This is a genomic window from Paraburkholderia sp. MPAMCS5 (assembly GCF_036016995.1).
Lineage (GTDB): Bacteria > Pseudomonadota > Gammaproteobacteria > Burkholderiales > Burkholderiaceae > Paraburkholderia.
Genome location: NZ_JAYXBK010000002.1, coordinates 526,623 through 542,888 on the forward strand (window position 1 = coordinate 526,623; position 16,266 = coordinate 542,888).

General features: G+C 62.9%; 16 protein-coding genes. 14 read left to right on the forward strand and 2 right to left on the reverse strand.

From position 1 onward, the window contains the following. Window positions 1-32 precede the first annotated feature (32 nt). The 10 genes from cmk (at window position 33) to cysM (ending at window position 10,106) form a co-directional block, all read left to right on the forward strand. Window positions 33-719 (forward strand): (d)CMP kinase, encoded by a 687-nt coding sequence (gene cmk, locus VOM14_RS06510; RefSeq protein ID WP_327627907.1) that lies wholly within the window; start codon window positions 33-35, stop codon window positions 717-719. Between the two features lie 174 nt (window positions 720-893). Then, entirely contained in the window at window positions 894-2,627 is a 1,734-nt protein-coding gene (gene rpsA, locus VOM14_RS06515; protein WP_327627908.1) for a 30S ribosomal protein S1, read from the forward strand. Window positions 2,628-2,753: 126 nt separating this feature from the next. Beyond that, window positions 2,754-3,077: an integration host factor subunit beta gene (locus tag VOM14_RS06520; protein WP_327627909.1), complete on the forward strand. Its 324-nt coding sequence runs from the start codon at window positions 2,754-2,756 to the stop codon at window positions 3,075-3,077. A gap of 310 nt (window positions 3,078-3,387) precedes the next feature. Further along, window positions 3,388-3,681, forward strand: a complete 294-nt coding sequence (locus VOM14_RS06525) for a LapA family protein (RefSeq protein WP_327627910.1) — start codon at window positions 3,388-3,390, stop codon at window positions 3,679-3,681. Window positions 3,682-3,751: 70 nt separating this feature from the next. Next, window positions 3,752-4,927, forward strand: a complete 1,176-nt coding sequence (gene lapB / locus VOM14_RS06530; protein WP_327627911.1) for a lipopolysaccharide assembly protein LapB — start codon at window positions 3,752-3,754, stop codon at window positions 4,925-4,927. A 79-nt stretch (window positions 4,928-5,006) separates the two neighbouring features. Beyond that, window positions 5,007-6,410: a UDP-glucose dehydrogenase family protein gene (locus VOM14_RS06535; RefSeq protein ID WP_327627912.1), complete on the forward strand. Its 1,404-nt coding sequence runs from the start codon at window positions 5,007-5,009 to the stop codon at window positions 6,408-6,410. Then, window positions 6,376-7,383, forward strand: a complete 1,008-nt coding sequence (gene rfaE1, locus VOM14_RS06540) for a D-glycero-beta-D-manno-heptose-7-phosphate kinase (RefSeq protein WP_327627913.1) — start codon at window positions 6,376-6,378, stop codon at window positions 7,381-7,383. The genes VOM14_RS06535 and rfaE1 overlap by 35 nt, the downstream gene beginning before the upstream one ends. Before the next feature lie 142 nt (window positions 7,384-7,525). Then, the gene (gene rfaD / locus VOM14_RS06545; protein ID WP_327627914.1) at window positions 7,526-8,518 is read left to right on the forward strand and encodes an ADP-glyceromanno-heptose 6-epimerase; all 993 of its coding nucleotides are present in this window, start codon (window positions 7,526-7,528) and stop codon (window positions 8,516-8,518) included. A 76-nt stretch (window positions 8,519-8,594) separates the two neighbouring features. Further along, the gene (locus VOM14_RS06550; protein ID WP_327627915.1) at window positions 8,595-8,960 is read left to right on the forward strand and encodes a ComEA family DNA-binding protein; all 366 of its coding nucleotides are present in this window, start codon (window positions 8,595-8,597) and stop codon (window positions 8,958-8,960) included. A gap of 243 nt (window positions 8,961-9,203) precedes the next feature. Continuing rightward, entirely contained in the window at window positions 9,204-10,106 is a 903-nt protein-coding gene (cysM, locus tag VOM14_RS06555; protein WP_327627916.1) for a cysteine synthase CysM, read from the forward strand. Window positions 10,107-10,213: 107 nt separating this feature from the next. On the opposite strand, the gene mltB is transcribed toward cysM, so the two are convergent. Beyond that, a complete protein-coding gene (gene mltB, locus VOM14_RS06560) occupies window positions 10,214-11,374 on the reverse strand; it encodes a lytic murein transglycosylase B (RefSeq protein WP_327627917.1) in 1,161 nt (386 codons plus the stop codon). 288 nt (window positions 11,375-11,662) lie between these two features. Between mltB and VOM14_RS06565 the strand changes: the two genes are divergently transcribed. Then, the gene (locus VOM14_RS06565) at window positions 11,663-12,586 is read left to right on the forward strand and encodes a histone deacetylase family protein (protein ID WP_327627918.1); all 924 of its coding nucleotides are present in this window, start codon (window positions 11,663-11,665) and stop codon (window positions 12,584-12,586) included. Between the two features lie 57 nt (window positions 12,587-12,643). Beyond that, window positions 12,644-13,444, forward strand: a complete 801-nt coding sequence (locus tag VOM14_RS06570) for an enoyl-CoA hydratase (protein WP_327627919.1) — start codon at window positions 12,644-12,646, stop codon at window positions 13,442-13,444. A gap of 9 nt (window positions 13,445-13,453) precedes the next feature. On the opposite strand, the gene VOM14_RS06575 is transcribed toward VOM14_RS06570, so the two are convergent. Continuing rightward, a complete protein-coding gene (locus VOM14_RS06575) occupies window positions 13,454-14,347 on the reverse strand; it encodes an alpha/beta hydrolase (RefSeq protein WP_327627920.1) in 894 nt (297 codons plus the stop codon). Between the two features lie 241 nt (window positions 14,348-14,588). Between VOM14_RS06575 and VOM14_RS06580 the strand changes: the two genes are divergently transcribed. Further along, window positions 14,589-15,623 (forward strand): methionine ABC transporter ATP-binding protein, encoded by a 1,035-nt coding sequence (locus VOM14_RS06580; RefSeq protein WP_327627921.1) that lies wholly within the window; start codon window positions 14,589-14,591, stop codon window positions 15,621-15,623. Continuing rightward, entirely contained in the window at window positions 15,613-16,266 is a 654-nt protein-coding gene (locus VOM14_RS06585) for a methionine ABC transporter permease (RefSeq protein WP_327627922.1), read from the forward strand. The genes VOM14_RS06580 and VOM14_RS06585 overlap by 11 nt, the downstream gene beginning before the upstream one ends.

Here is a 16,266-nt window from a genome sequence, read left to right on the forward strand (position 1 = left end):
GAGTACGAATCGCCCGACGTGCGACTTTTTCGATGAAACCGATCCGTCCCTTTCACCAGACGCCCGTCATTACGATTGACGGCCCCAGCGCTTCCGGCAAAGGCACCGTGGCCGCGCTGGTTGCCGCGAGCCTTGGCCTCCATCTGCTGGACAGCGGCGCGCTGTACCGGCTCGCCGCGCTGGCCAGCCTTCGCTACGCGGTGTCGGCGGACGACGTGGAAGCCCTTGTCAAACTGATCGACGATCTGCACATCACGTTTCGCGAGGGGCTCGCGCAACTCGACGGCGTGGACGTTTCCGCGGAAATTCGCGCAGAGGAAGTCGGCAGCCGCGCGTCGGCCATCGCCGTGCACGCGCCCGTGCGGGCCGCGCTGGTGGCGCGCCAGCGGGCTTTTCGCAAGGAGCCGGGGCTCGTCGCGGACGGCCGCGACATGGGCACCGTGATCTTCCAGGACGCCGTTTTGAAGGTGTTCATGACGGCCAGTGTGGAGGCCCGCGCGGTGCGTCGGCATAAGCAATTGATCCAAAAAGGATTTTCTGCTAATATTGATGACTTGCTCCGGGATTTGCGTGAGCGCGACGAGCGTGACAGTCAGCGCGCAGTCGCGCCGCTCAAGCCCGCAGCGGATGCGAAGCTGCTCGATACGTCCGCCTTGTCGGTCGATCAGGCGGTCGAGCAGGTGGTGCAATGGTACGAAGCGCTCGTTTTGCAAAGCTGATTTGAAATACGTTGAAGTACGGGTTCTGAATCGGCGGTGGGCGCAGCAAGAGTACGTTGTTGGTAGGTGCTTCGCGAATGTCGCGAAGCGTTGTGTTTAACCCTTTAACCCCGCGTGGCGTCTGCATTCTTGCCGTAGTTGCTGACCGTCCGGCCAGCCGGCAGTGCGAGAACCATGCAAATTTTGATTTTTATGTCCGACCTGCAAACCTCTACCCCGAATACCGAATCTTTTGCGGCTCTGTTCGAAGAGTCGCTGACCAAGCAGGACATGCGCGCCGGCGAAGTGATCTCCGCCGAAGTCGTGCGTGTCGACCACAACTTCGTGGTCGTCAACGCTGGTCTCAAGTCCGAAGCCTACATCCCGCTCGAAGAGTTCCTGAATGACGCGGGCGAGGTAGAAGTGCAGGCGGGCGACTTCGTTTCCGTCGCGATCGACGCGCTGGAAAACGGCTATGGCGACACGATCCTGTCGCGCGACAAGGCGAAGCGTCTGGCTTCGTGGCTGTCGCTCGAAAAGGCGCTCGACAACAACGAACTCGTGACCGGCACGATCACGGGCAAGGTCAAGGGCGGCATGACCGTCATGGTCAACGGCATCCGCGCGTTCCTGCCGGGTTCGCTCGTCGACACGCGTCCGGTCAAGGACACGACGCCGTACGAAGGCAAGACGCTGGAATTCCGCGTCATCAAGCTCGACCGCAAGCGTAACAACGTTGTGCTGTCGCGCCGCGCCGTGATCGAAGCAACCCAGGGCGAAGAGCGCGCAAAGCTGCTCGAAACGCTGAAGGAAGGCGCGATCGTCGAAGGCGTGGTCAAGAACATCACCGACTACGGCGCGTTCGTGGACCTCGGCGGTATCGACGGCCTGCTGCACATCACCGACATCGCATGGCGTCGCGTGCGTCACCCGAGCGAAGTCCTGTCGGTTGGCCAGGAAGTCACCGCGAAGATCCTCAAGTTCGACCAGGAAAAGAACCGCGTTTCGCTCGGCATCAAGCAACTGGGCGACGATCCGTGGGAAGGCATCTCGCGCCGTTACCCGTCGGGCACGCGCCTGTTCGGTAAGGTCACCAACATCACCGACTACGGCGCATTCGTCGAAGTGGAATCGGGCATTGAAGGCCTCGTCCACGTGTCGGAAATGGACTGGACGAACAAGAACGTTGCACCGTCGAAGGTCGTGCAACTGGGCGACGAAGTCGAAGTCATGGTTCTCGAAATCGACGAAGACCGCCGTCGTATCAGCCTCGGCATGAAGCAGTGCAAGCCGAATCCGTGGGACGACTTCAGCCGCAACTTCAAGAAGGGCGACAAGCTGCAAGGCGCAATCAAGTCGATCACCGACTTCGGCGTCTTCATCGGTCTGCCGGGCGGCATCGACGGTCTGGTGCACCTGTCGGACCTGTCGTGGTCGGAAACGGGCGAGGAAGCCGTTCGCAAGTACAAGAAGGGCGACGAAGTGGAAGCGATCGTTCTCGGCATCGACGTCGAGAAGGAACGTATTTCGCTGGGTATCAAGCAGCTCGAAGGCGACCCGTTCAGCAACTTCGTTGCAATGAACGACAAGGGTTCGATCGTCGACGGCACGGTCAAGTCGGTGGACGCGAAGGGTGCAGTGGTTCAGCTGTCGGCTGAAGTCGAAGGCTACCTGCGCGCTTCGGAAATCGCACAAGACCGCGTGGAAGATGCTCGCAACGTGCTGAAGGAAGGCGACAAGGTCAACGCGATGATCATCAACATCGATCGCAAGTCGCGCGGCATCAACCTGTCGGTCAAGGCCAAGGACTCGGCTGAGCAACAGGAAGCGATTCGCGGCTTGGCTTCGTCGGATTCCAGCGCGGCTGCCACCGGCACGACCAACCTCGGCGCGCTGTTGAAGGCCAAGCTCGACGGTCAGAACCAGTAATTGAGGAGCGCCCCCAAACCTGGCGCGTCGCGCCAGGTTCTTTGACGGGAATCATCGTCAAGGGGTTTTTCTGCGGAGCGGAAAACTGGGGGCGGCCCGGCGTTTTCTTGAGAGGTCTGCTGCAGTATGACCAAATCGGAATTGGTCGCCCAACTGGCTACGCGGTTTCCGCAACTTGTATTAAAAGACGCGGATTTCGCGGTGAAGACGATGCTTGATGCAATGTCCGAGGCGCTTGCCAAAGGTCATCGCATTGAAATTCGAGGTTTTGGCAGCTTCGGCCTGAACCGTCGTCCTTCCCGTGTCGGGCGTAATCCGAAGTCGGGCGAAAAAGTGCTGGTGCCTGAGAAGTATGTGCCGCACTTCAAGCCGGGCAAGGAATTGCGCGAGCGGGTAGATCGTCAGGCAGGCGAGCCGTTGAAGGCCGACGAGCCGGATGACGATCTGTAGTCGCCCGCTGTGCGTTTTTGCAGCACGGCATTGGCGGCATGAGCAGCCAACGCCAGTCGGCAAAAGACTAGAAAAAGCGCCCTTGGGCGCTTTTTTTTCGTCCGCAGGTTTGTCCGCTTTTCCCGCGCCTATTGGTTCACGTATCCGTTCGCCGGTTCGTCGCTGTTTTTCTGTAAGTCCGCAATTTGCCAGTTGCTGCCCAGCCGCGAGGGCTTCAATTACAATACGGGTCACTTCGGCGCGGGCAAACACCGTGGCGCGACGCGTCATCTGGCCGGCGTCACACCAACTGCCGTCAAGAGATCTATTCATGAAATTTATCGTCTGGCTGATCCGTGTACTGGTCTTCGTGCTGCTGCTGGTTCTCGCACTCTCCAATACACAACCCGCTACGCTGAATTTCCTCGCTGGCTATGCCTGGTCGGCGCCGCTCATCCTGATCGGCCTCGCGTTCTTCGTGGTGGGCTTGCTCGCCGGGCTGGTTTCGTCGATGCCGGCCATGGTCCGCCTGCGCATGGAAAACGGCCGGCTCAAGCGCGAGTTGCGCGTGGCCCGCGAGGCGCCGGTAGTCGTCGAGCAGCCGCCGCTTCCGCCGCTGATCTGATTGTGTCGTTCGCCGCGCACATCGGGCGCGGCATCCTATTTCCGCCTTTCGGCTCATTCGCATTCATCGCATGGATCTAGACTTCTGGTGGCTGCTCGTCATACCCGTCGCATTCGCGTTCGGCTGGATGGCTGCACGCTACGACCTCAAGACGCTGCTGTCAGAAAGCGCCAATCTGCCGCGTTCCTATTTCCGCGGCCTGAACTTCCTGCTCAACGAGCAGCCGGACCAGGCGATCGACGCATTTATCGAAGTCGTCAAGCTCGATCCGGAAACCGTCGAACTGCATTTCGCGCTCGGCAATCTGTTCCGGCGCCGTGGCGAAACGGACCGCGCGATTCGCGTGCATCAGAATCTTCTGAGCCGCGCCGATCTGCCGGTGAGCGAGCGCGATCACGCGCTCTTTGAACTCGGGCAGGACTTCCTGAAGGCCGGCTTGCTGGACCGCGCGGAGGAAACATTCCGTGCGCTCGAAACCGGCGACTACGCGCTGGGCGCGCAGCGGGCGCTCCTCACCATCTACGAAATCGAGAAGGACTGGATCAAGTCGATCGACACCGCGCGTCATCTGGAAACGATGGGCGCCGAATCGCTCGACAAGGAAATCGCCCAGTTCCATTGCGAACTCGCGCAGGAAGCGCTGCAACAGAAAAATCCCGAAGAAGCGCGCCGGCAGCTCGGCTTCGCGCTCAAGGCCAATTCCACCAACGTGCGCGCGACGATTCTGTTCGGCGACGTCGATGCCTCCGCAGGTTCGCCGGAAGCGGCGATAGCGCAATGGCTCCGCGTCGAGGAACAGAACCCGGCTTATCTGCCGCTCGTCGCGGAAAAGCTGATGAAGGCTTACGAGGCGCTCGGCCGCGCCCAGGAAGGCGCGGACCTGCTGACGAGCTGGGTCGATCGCTATCCGACCAACGATCTGCTCGACGTCGCGTATCAGCACGTCGCTTCGCTGCGCGGGCCCGAGGCGGCGCATGCGCTCGCGCGCTCGCAAATGCAGAAGTCGCCGAATCTGGCCGGCATGACGCGGCTGCTCGAAGCACAGCAAGCCGTCGCGGAAGAGCCGCGGCGCAGCGAACTCGAACTGATGCGCACGCTGATTCGTCAGCGCACCAAAAATCTGCCGCGCTATACGTGCCAGGATTGCGGTTTCAGGGCGCGGCTTTTCTACTGGCAGTGCCCGGGTTGCAGCGGTTGGGAAACCTACGCGCCGCGCCGGGTCGAACCGATTACCGCGTCGAACTGACGCCGGACGGATTTGGCATCGTGTTCATGACCGGCTTCGTTGCCGGAAATTATCACCTGAACCTTCTAGCGGAAAGCGTATGAAAATTACTATTATCGGCACCGGCTATGTCGGCCTCGTCACGGGCGCTTGCCTCGCTGAAATCGGCAACGACGTCTTCTGTCTCGACGTCGATCCGCGCAAAATCGAGATCCTCAACAACGGCGGCGTGCCCATCCACGAGCCGGGCCTGCGGGAAATCATCGCGCGCACGCGCGCGGCCGGACGCATCCAGTTTTCCACGAACATCGAAGCGAGCGTCGCGCACGGCGACGTGCAATTCATTGCGGTCGGCACGCCGCCCGACGAAGACGGCTCGGCCGATCTGCAATACGTGCTCGAAGCGGCGCGCAACATCGGCCGCTCAATGAAGGGTTTCAAGGTGATTGTCGACAAGTCGACGGTGCCGGTCGGCACGGCGCAGCGCGTGCGCGCGGTGATCGAAGAAGAGCTTGAGAAACGTGGGCTCACCGGTAGCGAACAGCACCGCTTCTCGGTGGTCTCGAATCCCGAATTCCTGAAGGAAGGCGCGGCGGTCGACGACTTCATGCGGCCCGACCGCATCGTGCTCGGCATCGACGAAGACAAGGCCGGCCTGCGCGCGCGCGAATTGATGAAACGCCTGTACGCGCCGTACAACCGCAATCACGAACGCACGCTGTATATGGACGTGCGCTCGGCCGAGTTCACGAAGTACGCGGCCAACGCAATGCTGGCCACGCGCATCTCGTTCATGAACGAAATGTCGAATCTCGCCGACCGCGTCGGCGCGGACATTGAGTCGGTGCGTCGCGGAATCGGTTCGGATCCGCGTATCGGCTATCACTTTCTGTACGCCGGCTGCGGCTACGGCGGCTCGTGCTTCCCGAAGGACGTGCAGGCGCTGATCCGCACCGCCACCGAAAGCGGCCACAATCTGCGCATCCTCGAAGCGGTCGAGGAAGTGAACTACAAGCAGAAAGATCTGCTCGTGCAGAAGATCGCGCACAAATGGGGCAACGATCTGAGCGGCCGCACCTTCGCGGTGTGGGGCCTCGCATTCAAGCCGAATACCGACGACATGCGCGAGGCGCCGAGCCGCCGCGTAATCGCGGAACTGCTGTCGCGCGGCGCCCACGTGCGCGCGTATGATCCGGTCGCGGTGGACGAAGCGCGCCGCGTCTTCGCCATGGATCTGCATGACGCGCCGGACCAGCTCGCACGTCTCACTTTCACGGGCACGCAGGACGAAACTCTCACGGGCGCCGACGCCCTCGTGGTCGTCACCGAATGGAAGGAGTTCAAGAGCCCGGACTTCGTGCATATGAAGTCGGTGCTCAAGTCGCCGGTCATTTTCGACGGCCGGAATCTCTACGAGCCGGATGCCATGATGGAACTCGGCATCGACTATCACTCGATTGGACGTCCTTATGCACAACCCTCTGAACTTCCGGCCGATGCCTGAACCGGTGCGAGGTTCCGCCACGGCCACGCCGGCGCCTGAACTGGCCGTCGTGCCGCGCGAGCAACTCGCCGCCGCGCGCGTTCTGGTGGTGGGCGACGTGATGCTCGACCGTTACTGGTTCGGCGACGTCAATCGCATTTCGCCGGAAGCGCCGGTGCCGGTCGTGCACGTCCAGCGTCAGGAAGACCGGCTTGGCGGCGCGGCCAACGTCGCGCGCAATGCGGCGGCGCTCGGTGCGCAGGCGGGTCTCCTGTGTGTCGTCGGACACGATGAACCGGGCGAACGCATCGTGCAGTTGCTCGGCGAGAGCGGCGTGAACCCGCATCTCGAACGCGATCCGGCGCTCCTCACCACGATCAAGCTGCGCGTGCTGTCGCGTCAGCAACAGTTGCTGCGCGTCGATTTCGAGAACTCGCCGGCGCATGAAGTGCTGCTCGCCGGCCTTGCGCGCTTCGACGAACTGCTGCCCTCGCACGACGTGATCCTGATGTCCGATTACGCGAAGGGCGGTCTCACGCACGTCACGCAAATGATCGCGAAAGCGCATGCCGCCGGCAAGCCGGTGCTGGTCGATCCGAAGGGCGACGACTGGGAGCGTTATCGCGGCGCCACGCTGATCACGCCGAACCGCGCGGAATTGCGCGAGGTGATCGGCCAGTGGAAATCGGAAGAAGATCTGATCGAGCGCGTGAACAAACTGCGCGCGGATCTCGAGTTCAAGGCATTGCTGCTCACGCGTTCGGAAGAGGGCATGACGCTCTTTGCCGACGACGGCATCCTGCACGCATCGGCCGTCGCGCGCGAAGTGTATGATGTTTCGGGCGCGGGCGACACCGTGATCGCCACGCTCGCGACCATGCTGGGCGCGGGTCTCACGCTGGTCGAAGCGGTCGGTCTCGCCAATCGCGCGGCCGGCATCGTGGTCGGCAAACTCGGCACGGCCACTGTCGATTACGACGAACTCTTTCATTGATACGGCCCGTCCGGTCCTTCGTCGCAAGCCTTTGAGCGCGGCGTGAAAGGAGCGGCGGGGCGTCAACTGAACCTGTCGATCGGAGCGTGCGCCTCTCGCGCCGGCTCCGATCCCATGCAAGCCTCACTACGGCGGGACCATCATGACCCTCATCGTCACCGGCGCGGCCGGCTTTATCGGCAGTAACCTCGTGAAAGCGCTCAACGAGCGCGGCGAACAACGCATCATCGCCGTCGATAATCTGACGCGCGCGGACAAGTTCAAGAACCTCGTGGACTGCGAAATCGACGACTACCTGGACAAGACCGAGTTCGTCGAACGATTCAGGCGCGGCGACTTCGGCCGCGTGCGCGCGATTTTTCACGAAGGCGCGTGCTCGGACACGATGGAAACCGACGGCCGCTACATGATGGACAACAACTTCCGCTACAGCCGCGACGTGCTCGATGTCTGCCTCGCGCAGAACGTCCAGTTCCTGTACGCGTCTTCGGCCGCGACGTATGGCGGCTCCAGCCGTTTCGTCGAAGAGCGCGAAGTCGAACGGCCGCTCAACGTGTACGGCTATTCGAAATTCCTGTTCGACCAGGTGATTCGCCGCGTGCTGCCCACCGCGAAAAGCCAGATTGCCGGCTTCCGCTACTTCAACGTCTACGGGCCGCGCGAAACGCACAAGGCGCGCATGGCGTCGGTGGCGTTTCACAATTTCAACCAGTTCCGCGCCGAGGGCAAGGTCAAGCTGTTCGGCGAATACAACGGCTACGCGGCGGGCGAACAGACGCGCGACTTCGTTTCCGTTGAAGACGTCGTGAAGGTCAACCTGTTCTTCTTCGACAATCCGGGCAAGTCCGGCATCTTCAATCTGGGCAGCGGCCGCGCGCAGCCGTTCAACGACATTGCAAGCACGGTGGTCAACACGTTGCGCTCGCTGAACAACGAGCCGCCGCTCTCGCTCGCGGATCAGGTGCAACGCGGGTTGATCGAATACATTCCGTTCCCCGATGCATTGCGCGGCAAATACCAGTGCTTCACGCAAGCCGACCAGTCCAGGCTGCGCGCAGCCGGTTACGACGCGCCGTTCCTGAGCGTGCAGGAAGGCGTCGACCGTTACGTGCGTTGGCTATCCGGCCAGGTGTAATTAGTACGGATACCTCTTTAAACTGGAATCTCCCGGTTGGTGATGTCGCCAACCGGTTGTACGAGGGAGATTCCATATGTTTCGAAAAATTCTGGTTACCGCGGCCATGCTGGCCGCTTTCGGTCACGCGTATGCGTCGGTCGACGTCAACACGGCTAATCAAGACGCGCTGCGCGGCATCAAGGGCATCGGTCCGGCCAAAGCGAAGGCCATTCTCGACGAGCGTGCAGCGCATGGTCCGTTCAAGGACCCGGCCGATCTCGGCAAGCGCGTCAAGGGCATGGGCGGGCATACCGTCGAGCGCCTGCAGGCGGAGGGTCTCGCTGTCGGTCCGGCTGGCGCGGCTGCTGGCCCGCAGGTTGCGGCGTCTTCACAAAACAAGGGCGCGGCTGTCGCGGCCAATACGGCGAAGAGCGGCGCCACAGTGGCGGTGAAGAAGTAGCCTGAGGCGCATCGCGCGCGGCGCGCGTGATTTGCCATCCGTAACCCCTTCATGGCCGGAGCCGCGAACAGCGCTCCTTAAGCTGTCATTCGTATGACTGGCTCCCGCGGTACTCAGCCGCGGGCTTTCTGCGTGGCGAGTACGTGCATCCATGCAGGCAGAAGGGCTGCGCGGCAGCGGCGCGCACGGTGGTTTAGAATCGACGGATCAGACTCTTCACGCATCGACAACTCCCCAACCTATATGGCTTACAAAACGATTGAAGACACCATCGGCAATACGCCGCTCGTGCAACTCGTCCGCGTCACCGACGAGGAGATCCGCAGCCGCAACAACGTGGTTCTCGCCAAGCTTGAGGGCAACAATCCCGCCGGCTCGGTGAAGGACCGCCCGGCGTTGTCGATGATCAAGAAGGCGGAAGCGCGCGGCCGCATCAAGCCGGGCGACACGCTGATCGAATCGACCAGCGGCAACACTGGCATTGCGCTCGCCATGGCGGCCGCGGTGCGCGGCTACAAGATGGTCCTGATCATGCCGGAAGATCTGTCGGTGGAGCGCCGTCAGAGCATGGCCGCCTACGGCGCGCAGATCATCCTCACGCCCGTGACCGGCGGCATGGAGTACGCGCGTGATCTCGCGGAGCAGATGCAGCGCGACGGCAAGGGCATCATCCTCGATCAATTCGGCAATCCGGACAATCCGGCGGCGCATATCGAGGGTACGGGTCCGGAAATCTGGCGCGATACGGAAGGGCGCATCACGCACTTCGTGTCGTCCATGGGTACGACGGGCACGATCATGGGCGTGTCCACATATCTGAAGCAACAGAATCAATCCATCGAGATCATCGGCGCGCAACCCGAGGAAGGCTCGCGTATTCCGGGCATCCGCAAATGGCCCGAGGCGTATATGCCGAAGATTTTCGACCGCAGCCGCGTGGATCGTATCGAGAACGTGAGCCAGGCCGCCGCCGAGGCCATGGCGCGCCGTCTCGCGTCGGTCGAGGGCATTTTCGCGGGCATCTCGTCGGGCGGCGCGTGCGAGGTGGCGCTGCGTATCGCGCGTCAGGTCGAGAACGCGACCATCGTGTTCATTGTTTGCGATCGTGGCGACCGTTACTTGTCCACGGGCGTGTTCCCCGCGTAAGCACACGCACACGTTGCGCGCTCGCGCGACATGACGCGAGCCAATAAAAAAGCGCCGGGGCCGGCGCTTTTTTTATATGAGCGGGCGCAGCGTCCGCATCACGATTTTTATTCGGCAGCCGCCCCTGCCGGCACAGCGTTGTTGCCCCCGTTGGCGTTGCCATTCGCGGCGTCGCTCGCTTCCATTTGCGACTTGATGCGCTGTCCCAACTGGTAGACCGCGAGCGCATAAAAGAAACTGCGGTTGTAGCGCGTGAGCACGTAGAAGTTCTTCAGGCCCAGCATGAATTCGGTGCCGCGTCCTGGCGACGGCAGGTCGACCACCGTCACCGGCGTTCCCGCCTCCGACGCGATATTCACGTTTGGCTCATTGAGCAGGAGCCCCGCGCGCAGCAACTGGTCGAGCGGCCAATGCGGTTCCGGCTGACCGTCGGCGGCGGCTTGCGCGACGCCCAGACTGCCGGCATCCGTGCCGATTTTCCACACGACCGGCCGGCCGTTTTCCCAACCATTCTGACGCAGATAATTCGCCACGCTGCCAATGGCATCCGCCGGGCTCGTGCGCAGATCGATCGGCTTCTTGCCGTCATAGCTCACCGCGTATTGCACGATGCTGCTCGGCAGAAACTGCGGAATGCCGATCGCGCCGGTGTACGAGCCGAGCACCGTGGTCGGATCGATTTGCGAATCGCGCGTCCACACCAGATAGTCTTCGAGATTCTTGCGGAAGGTCGCCTGGCGATCCGCGCGATTGGACGTGCCCGGATAGTCGAACGACAGCGTGGTCAGCGCATCGAGCACGCGGAAGTTGCCCATGAAACGCCCGTAGATCGTTTCCACACCCAGAATGCCGACGATCACTTCCGGCGGCACGCCGAACTCTTCATACGCGCGCTGCAGCGTGGCCTGATTCGCGCGCCAGAAGCGGATGCCCGCATTGATGCGCACCTGATCCAGAAAGCGCGACTGATACACGCGCCAGTTCTTCACCGAAGGCGAGGGCGACGGCGTCACCAGCCTCACCGCGGTCGCCGAATAACTCACGCGGGCAAAGAGTGCATGAAGCGAGGACTGGTCGAAGTCGTAGCGCGCGACCATGTCGTTGATGAACGCGTCGACACTCGCGTTGTTCGCGTAACGCTGCGGAATGATTTCTTCTTCGAAGGTCTGCCCTTGCGTGACCGCGGTTTGCGGCTGACTTTGCGCGACGAGCACCGGCGGCTTTTTACCGGCGTTCTGCGCGAGAGCCGGCGTAGTTGCCATGAACATGCACGATGCGACGGAGAGTGTGACGGCGAGAGTTCGGGTGCTGAGCCGGTTTCGTGCGGACAGAGCAAGCTTGACGGTCATAGTGAGCTGGAAGCGCAGTGCGAAGAGACGACGAGAGAAGGAAAACGGATCGGGGCAGTATACCCGAGGCCTCTTGCAAAACTGTGCTGGACGCGTCACAGGCGCATCGTGTGGTAACTTGGCGAATGTTGGCGCGCCGTGGGCGCGCGCCCGTGGATGGAGACACGCCGCGCACGCCTTCAGGGCGTCGCGCCGCAGAAGAGAATCATGGCAACTGGCTTCTATTCCCACGCCGATTGTCTGCTGCACGACATGGGGCAATGGCATCCCGAATGTCCCGCACGGCTTCAGGCAATCGAAGATCAATTGATCGCGAGCCGCATCGACGCCCTGATCGAGCGCGAATCGCCGCCGCTCGCCGACGAAGCCGCGCTGCTGCGCGTGCATACGCAGGCGCACGTCGACTACATTCGCAATCTGGCGCCTCTCGAAGGACACGCCGAAGTCGACCCGGACACGTCGATGAATCCGCATACGTGGCAGGCCGCATTGCGCGCGGCCGGCGCCGCGGTCGCCGCCACCGACGCGGTGATCGAAGGCCGCTTCGACAACGCGTTCTGCAGCGTGCGCCCGCCCGGTCATCACGCGGAACCGGCACGCGCAATGGGTTTCTGCTTTTTCAATAATGTCGCGATTGCCGCGCGTCATGCGCTCGAGGTGCATGGTTTGCAGCGCGTCGCGATCATCGATTTCGACGTGCATCACGGTAACGGCACGGAGGCGGCTTTTTCCGGCGACGAGCGCGTGCTGATGTGCAGCATCTTCCAGCATCCGTTTTATCCGTTCACCGGCGCGGACCACCAGGCGCGCAACATGTGCAATGTGCCGATGCCGGCGCGCTCGAAAGGCATGGCCGTGCGCGAGGCCGTGGACATGCTGTGGCTGCCGCGTCTCCATGAATTCAAGCCGGAGATGCTGTTCATCTCCGCGGGCTTCGACGCGCATCGCGAAGACGACCTCGGCAACATGGGCCTCGTCGAAGACGACTACGTCTGGATCACCGACCAGATGCGCGAGATCGCAAAACGCTACGCGCACGGACGCATCGTGAGTTGCCTGGAAGGCGGCTACAACCTGTCCGCGCTCGGGCGCAGCGTGGTGGCTCACGTGCGCGCGCTGGCAGACATCTGACGGGCGGCCGCGACGCACGCGCGGCGGCCCCTCCGTCACTCAACGAGGAGCAAACCCATGAATGCCGACGCGCCGGGCGTTTCACTGATCGAAATCGAAAACGACGCGTATGGCGTGCCGGGCGTCGTTCTTCTCACGATGAACCGGCCCGGCGCCTTCAATGCGCTCTCCGAGGCGTTGCTCGATGCGCTGCAGGACGCGTTGAGCGCGGTCGCGCGAACGGAGGCGCGCGTGGTCGTGATCGCCGGAGCGGGGCGCGCGTTCTGCGCGGGACACGATCTGAAGGAAATGCGTGCGGCGCCGTCGCTCGCTTATTACCAGCAGTTGTTCGCCCGCTGCACGAAGCTCATGCTGACGATCCAGCGTCTGCCGCAACCGGTGATCGCGCGGGTGCACGGCATCGCGACGGCGGCTGGCTGCCAGCTCGTCGCCATGTGCGATCTGGCGGTCGCCGCGGACACCGCGCGGTTCGCCGTGTCGGGTGTGAATCTGGGACTCTTTTGCGCGACGCCCTCGGTGCCGCTGTCGCGCAACCTGTCGCGCAAGGCGGCGCTCGAAATGCTGCTGACCGGCGATTTCATCGACGCCGCCGAGGCCAGGCGGCAGGGCCTCGTCAACCGCGTCGTGCCCGCCGACTCGCTCGACGCCGAACTCGCCACGCTCGCCACCAGCATTTGCGCGAAACCCGTCGAAGCCGTGCGCGCCGGCAAGGGCCTCTTCTACCGGCAACTCGAAATGGGCATCGAGGCCGCTTATCAGCTCGCGGGCCAGACCATGGCCTGCAACATGATGGACGACTCCGCGCTCGAAGGCGTGCAGGCGTTCATCGACAAGCGCCCGCCCGGCTGGCAGCGTTAGCGCGCTCGCTCATCGAATTCGCTGGTCGATCCACTCGATCAGATCGCCGATCACCCGCTCGCGGTCGGAATCGTTCATCGTCTCGTGATAGCTGCCGTCGTAGAGCCGCAGCGTCTTGTCCGGCGAACCGGCGTGCTCGCCGAAGTCGCGGCTTCCTTGCGGTTCGGTGAGCTTGTCGGCGGTGCCGTGATAGACCAGAAGCGGCAGGCGCAGCGCCGCGCGGCCGCGCTCGATACGCGCCATCGCGAGCAACAGTTCAGCGCCGGTGCGCGCCGGAATGGCGCCGTGATGCACGAGCGGATCGTTGCGATTGGCGTCCACCACGGCTTGCAGGCGCGAGAGTAGCGACGCGTCGATTTTCATCGCCGGAAAGCCGGGCCAGAGACGGCTGATTACCTGACTTAGCGTGAGCATCCAGCGAGGCACGTCGCGGCCCGGCGCCAGCGCGGGGCTCGAAAGAATCAGCCCGCTCAAGGGTTGGCCGATGGCGTCGAGACGCTCGATTGCGTACAGCGCGGCCACGGCGCCGCCCATGCTGTGGCCCATCAGAAAGAGCGGCGCGTGCGTGGGCGCGGCGGCATCGAGCAAAGTCTGCGCGTCCAGCAGGTAATCGTCGAATCGTTCGATCGACGCGCGTTTGCCCGGCGCGTGGCCGTGGCCGCGCAAATCGACGGCCAGCAGTTCGATGCCCGCGGCGTTGAGCCGGCCGGCCAGCGCGGCGTAGCGGCCCGCGTGTTCGGCGAGTCCGTGGAGCAGCGCAACGACGGCTCGCGGCGTCCCTTCGGTGCGCCAGCGGTAGAGCGGCAAGTCGAGGCCGTCCGCTGTGACGATCGACGCGCGAAGCGGCTCCGCGTTGTCCGCGCCGCGCCGGCCGGCGCGAGTGGGGTGGGGCGAGGTCTCCATAGGCGGCGTATCCGTAATTTTTTGTTCCGCCAGATCATAGACCGGCTGAACCTGCGCGTGCCCACGCGCGGTTTTAGATGCTCCTCTAATTTCCGCAAGTTATGAAAAGATCGAAATTGATTATTAAAGGGAATGTCGCCGCTGGGGTAAAATTGCCGGCTCAAATCCCAATAAAAGTGACGGCGGCCGCTTGTCGGGAGCGCACGACGCTCGTCGGCAAAGTCCGCCGTTTCGTTTTTCCATGATCGAAATACGCAATATTTCCCAGCGGTTTGCCGGGCCCCGGGGCTGGGTCGAGGCGCTGCACAACGTCAATCTGTCGATCCCGGCGGGCGAGGTGTTCGGCATCATCGGCCGCAGCGGCGCGGGCAAGAGCACGCTCGTGCGCACCATCAATCTGCTGACGCGTCCGACCGAAGGCAATATCGTCGTCGACGGCCGCGATCTGACCACGCTGCCCGCCGCGCAATTGCGCGAGGCGCGCCGCGAGATCGGCATGATCTTCCAGCACTTCAATCTGCTTTCGTCGCGCACGGTGTATGAGAACGTCGCCCTGCCGCTCGAACTCGCGGGCATGAAGCGCGACGAAATCGAGGCAAACGTGCTGCCGCTGCTCGAACTCGTCGGTCTGTCCGCGCAGAAAGACCGTTATCCGGCGCAGATCAGCGGCGGGCAGAAGCAGCGCGTGGGCATCGCGCGCGCGTTGGCGAGCAAGCCGAAAGTGCTGCTTTCCGACGAAGCGACTTCCGCGCTCGATCCCGAAACCACGCGCGCCATTCTCGACCTGCTCAAGCGCATCAATCGCGAACTGAACCTCACGATCGTGCTGATCACGCATCAGATGGACGTGATCAAGCAGGTCTGCGACCGCGTCGCGGTGCTCGACGCCGGCCGCGTGGTCGAAGAAGGCAAGGTGATCGACGTGTTCCTGCAACCGCATCACGAAGTGACGGGCGCGCTGATCGGCGACGTGATCGCGCAGGAGTTGCCGCCCGCCATGAAGGCGCGCGTCGCCGCGCGTTTGAAAACCGGCAGCGGTCACTTGCTGCGGCTCGCGTTCACCGGCTCGGGCGTCGATCAGCCGATTCTCTCGGAGACGATTCGCCGGTACGAGCTTGACTTCAACATCCTGCATGGCCAGATCGACGAGATCCAGGGGCAGGCGTTCGGCTCGCTCGCGGTGCTCGCGGGCGGCGAACCGACGAAAGTGGCGCAGGCGCTCGCGTATCTGCGCGAACAAGGTGTGGTGGTGGAGGAGCTTTCGTATGTTGAGTGAAATGTTCGATATGTTCGTCCAGTCGTTCTGGGAGACGCTCGTCATGGTGGGCATCTCCGGGCTGATCGGCGCACTGGTGGGCTTGCCGCTCGGCGTGCTGCTGTATCTGACGGACCGCCAGGGCGTGTTGCAGAACCTCGCGGTGAATCGTGTGGTGGGCGTGATTGTCAATGCCGTGCGTTCCACGCCGTTCATCATTCTGCTGGTGGCCGTGATTCCGTTCACGCGCCTCGTCGTGGGGTCGTCGATCGGTACGGCGGCGGCCGTCGTGCCATTGACGATCGCCGCGGCGCCGTTCATCGCGCGTCTCGTCGAAACCGCATTGCGCGAGGTCGATCGCGGCCTGATCGAGGCGGCGCAGGCGATGGGCGCGACCACCGGCCAGATCGTGTTCAAGGTGCTGCTGCCGGAATCGTTGCCTGGCGTGGTGGCCGGTTTGACGATCACCTTCGTCTCGCTGGTCGGCTATTCGGCGATGGCCGGCGCGATCGGCGGCGGCGGTCTCGGCGACCTGGGCATTCGCTACGGGTATCAGCGTTTCCTGCCGGAAGTGATGTTGACGGTCGTGGTGATTCTGATCGTCTTCGTGCAGTTGGTGCAGTCATTCGGGGATTGGCTCGTGCGCCGTCTGAGCCATAAATAA